General features: G+C 68.3%; 15 protein-coding genes. 7 read left to right on the top strand and 8 right to left on the bottom strand.

Features of this window, described 5'->3' with window-relative positions; translation table 11 throughout:
* The 5 genes from VNR91_RS13370 to VNR91_RS13390 form a co-directional block, all read left to right on the top strand.
* A partial coding sequence (locus VNR91_RS13370; RefSeq protein ID WP_325491268.1) for a 3-hydroxyacyl-CoA dehydrogenase family protein occupies positions 1–535 on the top strand: 535 nt, incomplete at its 5' end.
* A gap of 46 nt (positions 536–581) precedes the next feature.
* Positions 582–1892 carry an amidase family protein gene (locus tag VNR91_RS13375; protein ID WP_325491269.1) on the top strand — a complete coding sequence of 437 codons (1311 nt, stop codon included), beginning with the start codon at positions 582–584 and terminating at the stop codon, positions 1890–1892.
* 1 nt (position 1893) lies between these two features.
* Positions 1894–3084, top strand: coding sequence for an acyl-CoA dehydrogenase family protein (locus tag VNR91_RS13380; protein ID WP_325491270.1), 1191 nt, complete (start codon positions 1894–1896; stop codon positions 3082–3084).
* A gap of 94 nt (positions 3085–3178) precedes the next feature.
* On the top strand, positions 3179–4306 hold the full coding sequence (locus tag VNR91_RS13385) for an acyl-CoA dehydrogenase family protein (protein WP_325491271.1): 1128 nt from the start codon (positions 3179–3181) through the stop codon (positions 4304–4306).
* 110 nt (positions 4307–4416) lie between these two features.
* Entirely contained in the window at positions 4417–5313 is an 897-nt protein-coding gene (locus VNR91_RS13390) for an acyl-CoA thioesterase II (protein WP_325491272.1), read from the top strand.
* 12 nt (positions 5314–5325) lie between these two features.
* Here the strand turns inward: VNR91_RS13390 and VNR91_RS13395 are convergent, their stop codons facing one another.
* Genes VNR91_RS13395 through VNR91_RS13420 form a run of 6 tightly spaced genes read right to left on the bottom strand, consistent with a single transcriptional unit; the run spans position 5326 to position 11528 of the window.
* A complete protein-coding gene (locus tag VNR91_RS13395) occupies positions 5326–6405 on the bottom strand; it encodes a TonB family protein (protein WP_325491273.1) in 1080 nt (359 codons plus the stop codon).
* Positions 6406–6453: 48 nt separating this feature from the next.
* Positions 6454–7254 (bottom strand): SDR family NAD(P)-dependent oxidoreductase, encoded by an 801-nt coding sequence (locus tag VNR91_RS13400; protein WP_325491274.1) that lies wholly within the window; start codon positions 7252–7254, stop codon positions 6454–6456.
* Between the two features lie 22 nt (positions 7255–7276).
* Positions 7277–8041 (bottom strand): SDR family oxidoreductase, encoded by a 765-nt coding sequence (locus tag VNR91_RS13405; protein WP_325491275.1) that lies wholly within the window; start codon positions 8039–8041, stop codon positions 7277–7279.
* Between the two features lie 24 nt (positions 8042–8065).
* The gene (locus tag VNR91_RS13410) at positions 8066–9115 is read right to left on the bottom strand and encodes a phosphotransferase family protein (protein WP_325491276.1); all 1050 of its coding nucleotides are present in this window, start codon (positions 9113–9115) and stop codon (positions 8066–8068) included.
* Positions 9116–9128: 13 nt separating this feature from the next.
* Positions 9129–10211, bottom strand: a complete 1083-nt coding sequence (locus tag VNR91_RS13415; protein WP_325491277.1) for a Zn-dependent alcohol dehydrogenase — start codon at positions 10209–10211, stop codon at positions 9129–9131.
* Between the two features lie 33 nt (positions 10212–10244).
* Positions 10245–11528 (bottom strand): acyl-CoA dehydrogenase family protein, encoded by a 1284-nt coding sequence (locus tag VNR91_RS13420; RefSeq protein ID WP_325491278.1) that lies wholly within the window; start codon positions 11526–11528, stop codon positions 10245–10247.
* Between the two features lie 135 nt (positions 11529–11663).
* Here VNR91_RS13420 and VNR91_RS13425 point away from each other — a divergent pair, with 135 nt between their 5' ends.
* Positions 11664–12914 carry a TetR/AcrR family transcriptional regulator gene (locus VNR91_RS13425; RefSeq protein ID WP_325491279.1) on the top strand — a complete coding sequence of 417 codons (1251 nt, stop codon included), beginning with the start codon at positions 11664–11666 and terminating at the stop codon, positions 12912–12914.
* Between the two features lie 8 nt (positions 12915–12922).
* On the opposite strand, the gene VNR91_RS13430 is transcribed toward VNR91_RS13425, so the two are convergent.
* Entirely contained in the window at positions 12923–13837 is a 915-nt protein-coding gene (locus VNR91_RS13430; RefSeq protein ID WP_325491280.1) for a LysR family transcriptional regulator, read from the bottom strand.
* A 107-nt stretch (positions 13838–13944) separates the two neighbouring features.
* Here VNR91_RS13430 and VNR91_RS13435 point away from each other — a divergent pair, with 107 nt between their 5' ends.
* A complete protein-coding gene (locus VNR91_RS13435) occupies positions 13945–14718 on the top strand; it encodes an SDR family oxidoreductase (protein WP_325491281.1) in 774 nt (257 codons plus the stop codon).
* Positions 14719–14893: 175 nt separating this feature from the next.
* On the opposite strand, the gene VNR91_RS13440 is transcribed toward VNR91_RS13435, so the two are convergent.
* Positions 14894–15263: acyl-CoA dehydrogenase family protein (locus VNR91_RS13440; protein ID WP_325491282.1), on the bottom strand; the 370-nt coding region annotated here is incomplete at its 5' end.

The following is a 15263-nucleotide window of genomic DNA, read 5'->3' on the forward strand; positions in this document are numbered from 1 at the left end:
GCCGCAGCAGGTGGACAAGGTCCACACCGATTTCGGGATGCCGATGGGGCCGTTCCAGATGAGCGACCTCGCCGGGGTCGACATCGGCTGGCACCGCGATCCGACCCGGATCGAGAGCATCCGCGACGCGCTCGCCGCGGAAGGGCGCTGGGGCCAGAAGAAGAGCGCGGGCTTCTACGACTATGACGAAAAGCGCACGCCCAGCCCCTCCCCGCGCGTCGCCGAGATCATCGAGGATTTCCGCAAGCAGGCCGGCACCCCGCAGCACGAGGTGACCGATGAGGAGATCATCGAACGCACGCTCTACACCATGGTCAACGAGGGCGCGCTGATCCTCCAGGAAGGCATGGCGCAGCGTGCGTCGGACATCGATGTCGTGTGGATCTATGGCTATGGCTGGCCGGTCTATCGCGGCGGCCCGATGTTCTGGGCCAACACCGTCGGGCTCAAGACGATCGTCGCCGGGCTGGAAAAGCACGGCTTCGAGGTCGCCCCGCTGCTGCGCGAAAAGGCCGACAAGGGCGAGAATTTCTGATGACCGGGGCGGCTCTGTCTCCCGCTCCCCTGAGCGGCGGCGGGCGATGAACACCGCCCGTGAGACCGTCGCCGCGATCGTCGCCGGACGGACCTCCGCCCGCGCCGAGGTCGAGGCGGCGATCGCCCGGATCGAAGCGGGCGACGGCGCGATCAACGCGGTCGTCGTCCGCGACTTCGACCGTGCCCGCGCCGCCGCCGACGATGCCGATCGCCGAGTCATGGCCGGCGAGCGTACCCCGCTGCTCGGGCTGCCGATGACGGTGAAGGAAAGCTTCGACGTCGCCGGGCTGCCGACCAGCTGGGGCTTCGTCGAGCATCGCGACTATGTGCCGACGTCGGACGCGGCGGCGGTGAAGCGCCTGAAGACTGCCGGGGCGATCATCCTCGGCAAGACCAACGTCCCCCCGGCGCTCGCCGATCTTCAGTCGGACAATCCGGTCTATGGCCGCACCAGCAATCCGCACGATCACAGCCGCGTCGCCGGCGGATCGTCGGGCGGCGCCGCCGCCGCGCTCGCCGCCGGCTTCGTCGCGCTGGAGCTGGGGTCGGACATCGGCGGTTCGATTCGCGTTCCCGCCGCCTTCAACGGCGTGTGGGGGCACAAGCCGACCTACGCCGCGCTGTCGTCGGAGGGGCATCACTTCCCCCGCACCGACGGCGCCCGCGCCGCCCTCGCGGTGATCGGTCCGCTCGCGCGTGACGGCGACGATCTGGCGCTCGCGCTCGATATCCTGACCAGCCAGCCGCTCGCCCGCCCTGCCACGCGCGGCGTCGGCGACTGGCGCGTGCTGGTGCTCGACAGCCACCCGGCGGCACGGGTCGCGGCGCCGATCCGCGCCGCGCTGGACTCGCTCGCCGACGCCTTCGGTTTGGCCGGGGCCAGCGTCGATCGCGCCAGCCCGCTGCTGCCCGATCTCGCCGCGCAACACCGCCACTATATGCATATGCTCAACATCGCGCTCACCCGTGGCGTGGCGGCGGGCGACCGGCCGGCGCCGACGCTGGCGGAATGGTTCGACCTGAACGATCACCAGGCGCGCAACCGTCGCCAGTGGAACCGCCTGTTCGCCGATTATGACGCGGTGATCGCGCCCGCGCTGGGCGTCACCGCCTTCCCGCACGATCCCACCCCGCTCGCCGATCGCCTGTTGACGATCGACGGCGAAGCGACGCGCTTCGGCGCGCAGTTCGCCTTTCCGGGCCTTGCCACCTTCCCGATGCTGCCGGCGACGAGCGTGCCGGTGGGGACCGATCCCGAGGGCCTGCCGATCGGCGTGCAGGTCATCGCCGACACGCTGGCCGATCACACCGCGATCGCGGTGGCGCAGGCCGCCCACGCCCTGATGAGGACTTGAGTTGATGACCGATCTCGACACTTTCCGCGCCGAAACCCGCGCCTGGCTGGAGGAGAATTGCCCGCCGTCGATGCGTGAGCCGGTGCACGGCGAAGCCGACATCAACTGGGGCGGTCGCCGCGCGGATTACGCGAACAAACCCGATCAGAAATTGTGGATGGACCGCATGGCCGCGCGCGGCTGGACGGTGCCCGACTGGCCCAAGGCCTATGGCGGCGGCGGGCTGTCCCCGGCGGAAACCAAGATCGTGCGTGAGGAGATGGCGCGGCTCAACTGCCGCAATCCGCTCAACAGCTTCGGCATCTCGATGCTCGGGCCGGCGCTGCTCAAATACGGCAGCGAGGCGCAGAAGCTGGAACACCTGCCCAGGATCGCGCGCGGCGAGATCCGCTGGTGCCAGGGCTATTCGGAACCGGGCGCGGGGTCCGATCTCGCCGGCCTCCAGACCTCGGCCGAGGACAAGGGCGACTATTATCTCGTCAACGGGCAAAAGGTGTGGACCAGCTACGCCGACAAGGCCGACTGGATCTTCTGCCTCGTCCGTACCGACAAGAGCGTCAAGCAGGGCGGCATCAGCTTCCTGCTGTTCGACATGGAAACGCCCGGCGTCTCGACCCGGCCGATCCTGCTGATCTCGGGCAATTCGCCGTTCTGCGAGACCTTCTTCGACGATGTGAAGGTGCCCAAGGAAAACCTGGTGCACGAGGTCAACAAGGGCTGGGACGTCGCCAAATATCTGCTCGGCCATGAGCGGGAGATGATCTCCGGCATGGGGCTGGGGTCGAGCGGCGGCAATCCGCTGATCGACGGCGCGATCGCCACGATCGGGCTCGACGCGCAGGGTCGCCTCGCCGATCCGCTGCTGCGCGGTCAGATCGCGCTGTTCGAGGTGCGCGCGCGCGCGTTCGCGGCGATGTCCGAACGCTTCATCGACGAGCTCAAGGCCGGACAGGCGCATCCCGCCCAGCCGAGCATGATGAAATATTACGGCACCGAGCTGAACAAGAGCCGCCACGAGCTGATGATGGCCAGCGGCGGTTCCGACGCGCTCGAATGGGACAGCGACGCCTCGCACCACGGCGCTGCGGCGCGGGCGTGGCTGCGGACCAAGGCCAATTCGATCGAGGGCGGCACCAGCGAGATCCAGCTCAACATCATCGCCAAGCGCATCCTGGAACTGCCCGGCGCCTGAACGTGCCTGCTCCCGCGCAGGCGGGGGCCCGGGATTATGCGCGCGTCGCGCGGGGCCAGTCCCTCTGCGGACGCGGGAATACAAGGGAATTGAAATGCCGCTCTACCTTAACGACGAACAGACGATGCTGCGCGACACTGCGAAGGACTTCGTCGCCGAACATGCCCCGGTCGGCCACATGCGCGCGCTGCGCGACGCGGGCGACGCCACCGGCTTCAGCCGCGACCTGTGGAAGCAGTTCGCGGAGATGGGCTTCACCGGCATCCTGGTGCCGGAGGCCGACAACGGCCTTGGTCTCGGCCATGTCGAGGCGGGCGTGGTGCTGGAGGAGATCGGGCGCAACCTGTCGCCCTCCCCGTTCCTTTCCACCGCCGTCGCGGCGGTCGAGGCGCTGAAGGCGTCGCCGCTGCGCGAACGCTGGTTCCCCGGTATCCTGTCGGGCGATACCGTCGCCGCGCTGGCGATCGATGAGGGCGCCAAGCACCGTGCATCCGTCACGCTGAAGGCGGAGCGTTCGGGCAACGGTTTCCGCCTGACCGGGGCGAAGCAGTTCGTCACCCACGGCCATGTCGCCGACTTGATCATCGTCGCCGCGCGCACCGCGGGCGGACCGGACGATGCCGACGGCATCACCCTGTTCGCGGTCGGCAAGGATGCGGCGAAGCTGACCGTCACGCCCGAACGGCTGGCCGACGCCAGCCTGGCCGCGCACCTCGACTTCGACGGGGTCGAGGTCGATGCCGACGCGGTGATCGGGGAAGTCGATGCGGGCGGCGATCCGCTCGCCCGGCTGCTGCGCGGCGCGCGCACCGGCGCGTCGGCGGAGATGCTCGGCGTCGGCGGCGGCGCGATGGACCTGACCGTCGGCTATCTCAAGGAACGCAAGCAGTTCGGGGTCGAGATCGGCCGCTTCCAGGCGCTCCAGCACCGCGCGGCGCACCTCTATTCAGAAATGGAGGTCGCCCGCGCCGCGACGCTCAAGGCGCAGCAGTTGCTCGACGCGGGCGATCCCGGCGCCGATGCCGCCGCGTCGGTGGCCAAGGCGATGACCGGGCTTGCCACGACGCTGTCGGTGCAGGAAGGCGTGCAGATCCACGGGGGGATCGGCATGACCGACGAATATGACATCGGTTTCTACATGAAGCGCGCGCGCGTGCTGGCGGAGATGTTCGGCGACGCCAATTTCCACGCCGACATGCTGGCGCGGAGTGCCGGATACTGACCCCCTCCCCGTTCGTGCTGAGCTTGTCGAAGCACCGCCCTTTTTCTCTTCACCTCCGGAGCCAGTAGAAGAACGGTGCTTCGACAAGCTCAGCACGAACGGATTTGGAAATGACCGAAGAGATCGCCGCCAGACCCCGCCGCACCGATGAGGAGATCGTCGCCGAACTGGTGACGCTGCTCGACGTCGAGGAGATCGACACCGACCTCTATCGCGGCGCGCGTCAGCCGGGCGGCACCGGTCGCGTGTTCGGCGGTCAGGTGATCGCGCAGGCGCTCCAGGCCGCGCAGCGATCGGTCGCTGCCGACAAGAGCGCGCATTCGCTCCACGCCTATTTCATGCGGCCGGGGAATGAGGATCACCCGATCATCTACCGTGTCGTCCGCGATTTCGAAGGGCGCAGCTTCGCCACCCGCCGCATCATCGCGATGCAGCGCGGGCAGCCGATCCTCAACATGGCGGCGTCGTTCCAGTTGCCGGAGGACGGCCTGCATCACCAACACGCCATGCCCGACGTGCCCGCGCCCGAAACGCTCCAGTCCGAACAGGATATCCGGCGCGACGCGATCGACGAGATCCCCGAACGGCTCCGCCCGTTCTTCCTGCGTCGCCGCCCGATCGAGATTCGCCCGGTCAACCCACGCGCCTGGAGCAATCCGGTCAAGACCGAACCGGTCTATCGCTCGTGGTTCCGCGCGCGGGCGCCGCTGCCGAACGACCCGGCGCTGCACCGCGCGGTCATCGCCTATGCATCCGACATGGCGTTGCTGGGCACCGCGATGATGCCGCACGGCGTCAGCTGGGTGACTCACAACATGCAGACCGCCAGCCTCGATCATGCGATCTGGATGCACGAATCGGCGCGCGCCGATGATTGGCTGCTCTACGCCACCGACAGCCCGTGGTCGGGCCACGCCCGTGGGTTCAACCGCGGCAGCATCTTCGCGCGCGACGGCCGGCTGGTGGCGAGCACGACGCAGGAAGGGCTGATCCGCCTGCGCGAGTGATCGCGTCGCGACCTACTCCGCCGGCATCCGGAACACGACCCGTTCGACGCAGCCGGTCGCGCCGGTGGACGACGGCTTGCGCTTCGCCATGCGGACGATGCGAAGCGCCTCCACGCCGAATGCGGCGGCGGGTTCGCTCGCCAGCACGGTGACGTTGCCGGTGTCGCCCCATGGCGCGACGTCATAGCCGATCACCGCCCATCCCTCGATCGCGCGGCGGCGGAACGGTTCGGGAAAGGTCAGGCGCGGCGGCAGCGTCCATTCGGTGTCGGGGTCGATCGCGCAGGTCGCCTCCGGCTTTCGGAACGATTCCAGCGGCGGCGGTGGCGGCGGCGCGAGCGCGATCTGTTGACGCCGGTGGTAGGGATAGCTGCACCCCGTCCGCGCCTTTGGAGCGAAGCGTGAGCGGCGCACCGCGTCGATCGACGCGCGATCCAGCGCGGCGTTGCCGTCGCTCGACAGCACCCGCACCCGCACCGGCTTGCCGCGGCGATCGATGTCGAACCCGATCATCGCATAGCTGCTGGTGCCCGGCGGCTGCGCGATCGCCTTGAAATCGGGAAAGCCGCGCAATCGCACCTCGGGCGGCGTCGGTGTGAAACAATCGCCGCCCTCGGCCGCCAGCCGCTGTCCGATCGCCTCCTCCGCGCCGGTGCGCTCGTGCGGCAGGGCAAGGGCGCGGTGGACCAGCGCGGCGGGGCCGGTCTCCACCGAAACGGCCTCGCGCGCGAAAGCGATCGTGCAGCCGGTTCGCGGTGCGCCCGGCGCAAACCGCCACGCGGCGAACGCCGCCGTCACCTCGACGGGCGCGCCGCCACGGCCCGCGGAAACGATGCTGAGCGGACGCCCGCTCTCATCGATGCGAAAGTTCAGCGCGGTCGGGGTGCCGTCGGTCACGATCGGGACCGACGACGCGCCCGGATTGGGCCGTTCGACCAGGATCGGCGCAACCGGCTGGCCATCGCAACTCGCTGCGCCCGGCACGAAATCGATCAGCGTCGCCATCGGTGGGCGGCGCTGACCCTCGACAATCGGCGGTGGCGGCCCCTGGACGGCGCCGGCGGCCAGCGCCAATGCATAGCTTGCGATCATCTCGCCGTGATGCGCCCTGTCCGTTACCGACTCAAGACATTCCGGCGACTAGACCGCCGGCTTGCCGAATTCCTGCCGCGTCACCGGATGGCTCGACGACAGCCCGCCGTCGACCGCGACCGCCTGCCCGTTGACATAGCTGGCGTCGTCGGACGCGAGGAACAGCGCCACGCGCGCGATCTCCTCGGGCACCCCGGCGCGCTTCAACGGGTTGAGCCGGCCGACCTTGTCCATCTTGTCGTTGGCGCGGGCATAGTCGAACACCACCTGCGTCATCCCGGTTTCGATCAGGCCGGGGCAGATCGCGTTGACGCGCACGTTGGTGCCGGTCAGTTGCTGCGCGGATGTCTGGACGAGGTTGATCACCCCGGCCTTCGACGCCGAATAGGCCGGCCCGCCCGCGCCCGATCGGATGCCGGCGACGCTGGCGGTGCACACGATCGCGCCCTTGCCGCGCTTGATGATCTCCGGCGCGGCGTGCTTGATCGCCAGGAACGGCCCGATCAGGTTGACGCGCAACACCTCCGCCCACAGCTCCGGGGTCGATTCGAACACGCCGGTCATCCCGCCCGAAATCCCCGCGTTGGCGTAGACGACGTCCAGCCCGCCATGCTGCTGCACCGCCAGCGCCACCGTGCGCGCGACGTCATCCTCGTCACCGGCATCCATCCGGATCGCGGTCGCGGTCCCGCCGGCCGACGCGATCATCGCTACCGTCTCTTCCACCGCCTCGGTCTTGTCGGCGGCGATCACCTGCCCGCCCTCGGCCGCGAACAGCCGCGCGGAGGCGCGACCGATCCCCGATCCGGCGCCGGTGACGATGATCGATCTGCCGGTGAATCTTGCCATGGTCTCTCTCTCCTGAAGCGGGTCAGATGGTGACGCCGCCGTCCATCACGATCGTCTGGCCGGTGACGAACGCCGCCGCGCGCGAGGCGAGGAAGGCGACGCCCCCGGCGATATCCTCCGGCTCGCCGATGCGGCGCAGCGGCACGCTGGTGCTGATCGCCTGCTGCCGCGCGGGGTCTTCCCACAGCGCGCGGGCGAAGTCGGTCTTGACCAGCCCCGGCGCGATGCAGTTCACACGGACGTTGTCCGGCCCATATTCGTGCGCCAGATTGCGCGCGAGCTGCATGTCGGCGGCCTTGGAAATGCCATAGGCGCCGATCGACGTCGAACCGCGCAGCCCGCCGATCGACGATATGATGATGATCGAACCGTCGCGCCGCGCCCGCATCTCGGGCACCACCATCGTGATCAGCCAGTGGTTGGCGACGATGTTGTTGTCGAGGATCTTGCGGAACTGGTCGTCGCTGATCCCCGCCTGCGGCCCGTAATAGGGGTTGGACGCGGCGTTGCACACCAGGATGTCGATCCGCCCGAACGCGCGCCGGCTCTCATCCACCAGATGCTGAAGCCCGGCCTTGTCGGAGATGTTGGCGGCGACCGCGATCGCGGTGCCCGCGCCGAACCGGGCGTCGATCTCCGCCGCCACCGCGTCGCACGCATCCTGCTTGCGGCTGGAGATGACCACCTTCGCGCCGTGCGCGGCCAGCTCGAACGCGCTGGCCTTGCCGATGCCACGCGATGATCCGGTGATCACCGCGACCTTGCCCGTCAGATCGAACAGCGACATCGCCTTCCCCCCACCCCGTTTGAATCAGGCCGCGCCGGCCTTTTGCGCGAACGCCCACGCGCTTTCCGCCAGCATCGGGATACGCTCCGCCATCTCCTTGGCCTGGGTGTTGGATGCGTTGCCGTCCAGCGCGCGCTTCTTGATCCCCTGGACGATGCCCAGCAGGCGGAACTGGCCGAACGCGAAATACCAGTTGAGGTCGGGGATCGAATCGACCCCGGCCCGCTCGCAATAGCGCGCCGCCATCGCCTCCATCGTCGGGATGCCGCTGTCGCCGCCGGCGACCCCGCCGATCGACGCGGCGCCATTGGCCGGCATCTCCCAGTTGATCAGGATATAGGCCAGGTCGGCCATCGGATCGCCCAGCGTCGCCAGTTCCCAGTCGAGCACCGCCTTCACCCGCGGCTCGCCCTTGGCAAAGATCATGTTGTCGATGCGATAGTCGCCGTGGACGATCGCGGTGCGGCGCTGTTCGGGCAGCGTGCGCGGCAACCATTCGATCAGCTTTTCGGCCTCGGGCACGTCGTCGGTCTGTGCCAGCCGGTACTGTTTGGTCCAGCGCCCGACCTGCCGCTCGAAATAGCTGCCCGGCTTGCCGAACTCGCCCAGCCCCGCCGCCTGGTAATCCACCGCGTGGAGTTCGGCGAGCCGGTCGGCGATCTCGTTGTAGATCGCGGTGCGCTGGGCCGGGGTGTGACCGGGCAGCGATCCGTCCCAATGGGTGACGCCGTCGACCATCTCCATCACGTAAAAGGCGGAACCCAGAACGTCGTCGTCCTCGCACAGCCCATAGGGCCGCGCGACCGGAAAGCCGGTCGGGTGCAGCGCGGAGATCAGGCGGAATTCGCGGTCGACGGCATGGGCGGACGGCAGCAGCGGGCCGAACGGCTTGCGCCGCAGCACATAGCGCCCGCTCGCGGCGTCGATGCGATAGGTCGGGTTGGACTGGCCCCCGGCGAACTTGACGTAGGTCATCGGCCCGGCAAAGCCGGCGACGTTCGCCGTCATCCAGCCGAACAGCCGGTCCGCATCCAGGTCGTGGACGTCCTCGACCGCGCCCGATTTGGCATTCATCGCGCGGCTCCGTTCAGGCGAAGGTGATGACGGAACGGGCGGCGTCGCCCTTGCGCAGCTCGTCGAACGCATCGTTGATGCGCTCCAGCGGCAACCGTTCGGCGATGATCGTGTCGAGATCGAGCAGCCCGCGCAGGTAGAAGTCGACCAGCCGCGGGATATCGACCGGAAAACGGTTGTCGCCCATCAGCCCGCCCTGCACCTTCTTGCTGCCGAGCAGGTCGAGCGCGGACAGCCCGACGCTGCTGCCCAGCGGCATCATCCCCAAAATCGTCGCCCTGCCGCCGCGCCGCAGCACCTTGACCGCGGTCTGGGCAGAGGCTTCGCGCCCGACCGCCTCGATCGCGTGGTGGACGCCGCCCTTGGTCAGCTCGATCACCTGCGGCACGGTATCCTCGGCCAGCGCGTCAAAGCTGTGGGTGGCGCCCAGTTTCTCCGCCAGCGCGCGCTTGTCCGCGACCGGATCGATCGCGATGATCTTGCCCGCGCCGGCGATCTTCGCCGCGTTGACCGCCGCCAGCCCGATCCCGCCGCATCCGACCACGCACACCGTCTCGCCCGGCGTCACGTCGGTGGAGTTGAACACCGCGCCCGCCCCGGTCGCCACCGCGCATCCCAGCAGCGCGGCGCGGTCGAGCGGCATCTCCGGGTCGATCGCGACACAGGCATGTTCGTGGACCAGCATCATCTCGGCATAGGCCGACAGGTTCAGCATCTGGTTGACCGGATCGCCGCCCCGGCTCAGGCGCGGCGGCGCGCCCTTCGCCCGCTTGGTATCGCTCGAAATGCACAGCGCCATGCGGCCGGTGATGCAGAATTCGCAGTGGCCGCAGAACGCCGACAGGCAGGTGACGACCGCGTCGCCGACCTTCACGGTGCGCACCTCGCTGCCCACCGCCTCGACGATGCCCGCCGCCTCATGCCCCGGAATCGCCGGCAGCGGCGTCGGATAGGCGCCGTCGACGAAATGCAGGTCCGACCGGCACACCCCGCACGCGACGGTGCGGATCAACACCTCGTGCGGGCCGGGCGCGTCGATGTCGACGTCCCAGATTTCCAGCGGCTTGCCGGCTTCGACGAGAACTGCGGCTTTCACTTTCGTCTCCTCAATCGCTGCGGGGTGCGGGGGTCAGCGGCTGACGCCGATGTCGCCGCTCGACACCCGATCCGCCTTGTACTCGCCGTACTTGCCGAACTCGTTGCGGGCGATCGCGCGGTTGTGGACCTCGTCCGGGCCGTCGGCGAAACGCAGCGTGCGGATGCTCGCCCACGCGCTGGCCAGCCCGAAATCGCCCGACACGCCGCCGCCGCCATGCGCCTGCACCGCGTCGTCCAGGATCTGGAGCGCCATCGTCGGCGCCTGCACCTTGATCATCGCGATCTCCAGCTGCGCCGACTTGTTGCCCGCCTTGTCCATCATGTCGGCGGCTTTCAGGCACAGCAGGCGCGTCATCTCGATGTCGATGCGCGCGCGGGCGATGCGCTGCTCCCAGATCGAATGGTCGGCGATCCGCTTGCCGAACGCGACGCGCGACAGCAGTCGCTTGGCCATCGCCTCGATCGCCTCCTCCGCGACGCCGATCGTGCGCATGCAGTGATGGATGCGCCCCGGCCCCAGTCGCCCCTGCGCGATCTCGAACCCGCGCCCTTCGCCCAGCAGAAGGTTGTCGACCGGCACGCGGACATTCTCCAGCACCACCTCGCCGTGGCCGTGCGGGGCGTGGTCATAGCCATAGACCGACAGCATCCGCTCTATCCGCACGCCCGGCGCGTCGAGCGGCACCAGGATCTGGCTCTGCTGCGCGTGACGCTTGGCGTCGGGATTGGTCTTGCCCATCACGATCGCCACCTTGCAGCGCGGATCGCCGACGCCCGACGACCACCATTTGCGGCCGTTGATGACGTAATGATCGCCGTCGCGAACCATCGACGTCTCGATGTTGGTCGCGTCAGAAGACGCCACCGCCGGCTCGGTCATCAGGAAGGCGGAGCGGATCTCGCCGTCCATCAGCGGCTTCAGCCACTGATCCTTCTGCGCGCGGGTGCCATAGCGGTGGAACACTTCCATGTTGCCCGTGTCGGGCGCCGAACAGTTGAAGCATTCGCTCGCCCAGCCGATCCGGCCCATTTCCTCCGCACATAACGCATATTCGAGATTGGTCAGCTGGGTGCCCTCGAACGCGAACGAATCGTCGACGTGGACCTGCCCCGAATGCGGCGGCATGAAGAAGTTCCACAGGCCCTGCGCCTTGGCGATCGCCTTCACCTCCTCGATGACCGGGATCACCTTCCACTTCTCGCCCTCGTCGTGCTGCGCCTGATAATCGGCCTGTCGCGGGCGGATATGCTGGTCGATGAACGCCTTCACGCGATCGCGGAAATAGGTCTCGCGCTCGTTCAGCGTGAAGTCCATGATCCTGCTCCTCTCAAACTCGGTTTCGCCGCCTCCGTAGGCCATACCGATTTTTCGGTAAAGCCCGTCGCGGCCGAGAATGCGGTGCTGAAAAATGGCGCTTTGGATTCGAAATTCCGCTGCTAGGATAATGCCATGAACGCCCCGGACACGATCCAGGCGGCCGACGACGGGGGAACCAAGCGATTCCGCGCGAAGCGCGACGCGATCCTTGCCGCAGCCGCCGAAGCCATCAACGAACAGAGCGCGAAGGGGATGACGTTCGCCGACGTCGCCGCGCGCGTCGGGCTCAACACCACCAGCGTCACCTATTACTTCCGCCGCAAGGAGGATCTGGCCGCCGCGTGCTTCGAACACACGCTCGACCAGCTTCAGGACATGCTGGCGACGTCGATGGCACAGCCCACCCCGGCCGATCGCGTGGCGATGTTCCTGCGCCTCAACATGGAACGCCTCGCCGCGATCCGGCGCGGTGAGGCGAAGCAGCTCGCCGTGCTGTCGGATCTGCGGGCGATGGAGGGGCGCGCGCGCGAGCAGCTGCTCGCCGGCTGGCGGGAAGTGTTCAGCCGCACCCGGATGTTGTGGGGGGAGCCGGCCAACCGCGCGATGAAGGACCTGTACGGCGCGCGCGCCCACGTGCTGCTGGAAAACAGCTTCTGGCTGTCGGCGTGGCTGGTCCGCTACGAGCTGGACGAATATCCGCGGGTCGAGGCGCGGATCATGGACGTGTTCCGCCACGGCGTCGCCGCTCCCGGCGCGATGTGGCAGCCGCGTCTGCTCGATCTTGAGCATGACGAGAGCGAACCCGGCCGCGCCGCCTTCCTCACCGCGGCGACCGCGCTCATCAACGAACTCGGCTATCGCGGCGCCTCGGTGCAAAAGATCGCCAGCGAGCTGAACGTGACCAAGGGCAGCTTCTACCACCATCTCGATGCGAAGGATGAACTGGTCGCCGCCTGCTACCAGCGCAGCTTCGACACCATCGCCGACGCGCAGCGGCTGGCGCACGAACGCGGCGGCTCCATGTGGCAGATGGTGCAGAACGTGATCGCGACGTTGCTCGACGTGCAATTCTCCGAACGCGGGCCGCTGCTGCGTACCACCGCGCTGTCCGGGCTCCCACCGACGGAGCGGCAGGTGATGATGGATCGGTCCAACCGGATCGCGCGCCGCTTCGCCGGCATGATCTCCGACGGCATCGCCGAAGGGTCGCTGCGCGCGGTCGATCCGCTGGTCGCCAGCCAGGCGCTGATGTCGTTGCAGAACGCGGCGTTCGACATGCGCAAATGGGCCGGCACGATGCCGCGCCAGCGCGCGGTGGCGATGTACGCATCGACACTGGTATTCGGCCTGTTCGACGACCGCGCGGTCACCAGCGCCGCCTGACCCGCCGCTCAGTCCGGCACCGCCGGCACGCGCCGCACGGCGATCATTTCCTCCGCCAGCCAGTCAGCGAACACCCGCGCGCGGCGCGGCAGATACCGGCGATGCGGGAACAGCAGCGTCATCGGCATCGGCGCGGCGCGAAAATCGGGCAGCACCTCGACCAGCTCGCCGCGGTCCAGCTCGGCCTGAACGTCATAGGCGGGGATCTGGATGATGCCGAGCCCGGCCACGCAGCACGCGATATAGGCCTCGGCGCTGTTCACCGTCACCCGCCCCGCCACCGCGCGGCTGTGGGTCTCGCCCTCCGCGACCCATTCGAACGCCTCGACCCGCCCGGTGGAGGGCGATGCGTAGAGCACCATCCGGTGCGCGCCCAGGTCGTCGGGAGTGCCCGGAACGCCGTGACGCGCCAGATAGGCGGGACTGGCGACGTTGATCAGTTCGAGCACCCCGATCCCGCGCGCGGTCATCGACGAATCCGCCAGCGGACCGATCCGCAACACGCAATCGGCGGCTTCCTCGATCAGGTTGATCGCGCGATCGGTCACCCCCAGCACGACGTCGATGCCCGGATAGCGATCGAGGAACGCCGGCAGGCGCGGCGCCACCACCAGCCGGCCGATCCGCCCGGGCAGGTCGACGCGCAACTGTCCGCGCGGCGCCTCGCCCGGCCGGAACAGATTCTCCGCCTCCTCGACGTCGGCCAGCACGCGGCGGCATCGTTCGTACAGCGCCAGCCCGTCCTGGGTCGGCGCGACCCGCCGGGTGGTGCGGTTGATCAGCCGCGCGCCGACTCGCGCCTCCAGCGCCTGGACCGCCATCGATACCGATGACCGCGATACCCCACTGATCTCCGCCGCGCGGGTGAAGCTGGCGGAATCGACCACCCGAACGAAGATGCGGAACAGGTCGATACGGTCCATCGACGCGATTGTTTACAGATCGCGAACGATGTTGTCATCGCTCGAGGATTTATCCGCTGTGCCGGGATGATAGCGGTGGCCATATTCCACGCAGCAAAGGAAACGACATGGCCGATCACGCTATTGCCGGCAAAACCGTCCTGATCGCGGGCGGCGCGAAGAATCTCGGCGGTCTGATCGCCCGCGATTTCGCCGAACACGGCGCACGGGCGGTGACGATCCACTACAACGGCGACGCCGCGCGCGCCGACGCCGACGCAACCGTCGCGGCGATCCGCGCCGCCGGAGCGCAGGCGCACGCGCTTCAGGCCGACCTGACCACCGCCGGCGCGGTGGAAAAGCTGTTCGCCGATGCGGCGGCGGCGATGGGCGGGATCGACATCGCGATCAACACGGTCGGCAAGGTGCTGAAAAAGCCGATGCTCGACATCAGCGAGGCCGAATTCGATGAAATGAGCGCGGTCAACTCGAAGTCCGCCTTCTTCTTCCTGAAGGAAGCCGGCCACACGCTCAACGACAATGGCAAGGTCTGCACGCTGGTGACCTCGCTGCTCGGCGCGTTCACGCCATTCTATGCCAGCTACGCCGGGACCAAGGCGCCGGTCGAGCACTACACCCGCGCCGCGTCGAAGGAATTCGGCGCTCGCGGCATCTCGGTCACCGCGATCGGGCCGGGGCCGATGGACACCCCGTTCTTCTATCCGGCCGAGGGTGCCGATGCCGTCGCCTATCACAAGACCGCGGCCGCGCTGTCCCCGTTCAGCAAGACCGGGCTGACCGATATCGCGGATATCGTGCCGTGGGTGCGCTTCCTCGTCACCGACGGCTGGTGGATGACCGGCCAGACCATCCTGGTCAACGGCGGCTACACCACCAAGTAAGGGCAAGGCGGCGGCGCGGCAAAGGCCCGCGCCGCCGCCCTCCCCTTTCCAGCCCGGTCGTCATTGCGAGCGCAGCGAAGCAATCCACCGAGTGGCCACTTGGATTGCTTCGCTGCGCTCGCAATGACGATCCAGATTACGCCCACCCAGCCCTAGAGGTGGCAGTCATCCGGTTCTAATAGCCGTTGAGCCGCGCGAACCGCTCGCGGTGCCACGCGGCGTTGCCCCACATCTGCTCGAGCACGCGCATCCGCTTGAGATAGAAACCGGCGTCATATTCGTCGGTCATGCCGATGCCGCCGTGGAGCTGGATCATCTCGCGGCTCATCAGGTGGCCGACCTCGTTCGCCTTGGCCTTGGCCAGCGACGCCGCCTGCCGCGTATCGCCGCCGCCGTCGAGCGCGGCCAGCCCGGCCTCGACCGCCGATCGCATCTGTTCGATGTCGCTGAACAGATTGGCCATGCGGTGCTGGAGCGCCTGGAACGTCGCCAGCACCTGCCCGAACTGCACCCGCTGCTTGAGGTAGGCGAGCGTCGTCTCGAAC

This window comes from Sphingomonas sp., from assembly GCF_035555815.1.
GTDB lineage: Bacteria > Pseudomonadota > Alphaproteobacteria > Sphingomonadales > Sphingomonadaceae > Sphingomonas.

What these genes read in the sequence shown, in the direction of transcription:
- VNR91_RS13410 (WP_325491276.1), bottom strand. Translation starts at nt 9,115, where the DNA reads ATGAATGCCAAATCGGGCGCGGTCGAGGACGTCCACGACCTGGATGCG.
- VNR91_RS13435 (WP_325491281.1), top strand. Translation starts at nt 13,945, where the DNA reads ATGGCCGATCACGCTATTGCCGGCAAAACCGTCCTGATCGCGGGCGGC.
- VNR91_RS13405 (WP_325491275.1), bottom strand. Translation starts at nt 8,041, where the DNA reads ATGTCGCTGTTCGATCTGACGGGCAAGGTCGCGGTGATCACCGGATCA.
- VNR91_RS13385 (WP_325491271.1), top strand. Translation starts at nt 3,179, where the DNA reads ATGCCGCTCTACCTTAACGACGAACAGACGATGCTGCGCGACACTGCG.
- VNR91_RS13390 (WP_325491272.1), top strand. Translation starts at nt 4,417, where the DNA reads ATGACCGAAGAGATCGCCGCCAGACCCCGCCGCACCGATGAGGAGATC.
- VNR91_RS13430 (WP_325491280.1), bottom strand. Translation starts at nt 13,837, where the DNA reads ATGGACCGTATCGACCTGTTCCGCATCTTCGTTCGGGTGGTCGATTCC.
- VNR91_RS13420 (WP_325491278.1), bottom strand. Translation starts at nt 11,528, where the DNA reads ATGGACTTCACGCTGAACGAGCGCGAGACCTATTTCCGCGATCGCGTG.
- VNR91_RS13425 (WP_325491279.1), top strand. Translation starts at nt 11,664, where the DNA reads ATGAACGCCCCGGACACGATCCAGGCGGCCGACGACGGGGGAACCAAG.
- VNR91_RS13395 (WP_325491273.1), bottom strand. Translation starts at nt 6,405, where the DNA reads ATGATCGCAAGCTATGCATTGGCGCTGGCCGCCGGCGCCGTCCAGGGG.
- VNR91_RS13375 (WP_325491269.1), top strand. Translation starts at nt 582, where the DNA reads ATGAACACCGCCCGTGAGACCGTCGCCGCGATCGTCGCCGGACGGACC.
- VNR91_RS13400 (WP_325491274.1), bottom strand. Translation starts at nt 7,254, where the DNA reads ATGGCAAGATTCACCGGCAGATCGATCATCGTCACCGGCGCCGGATCG.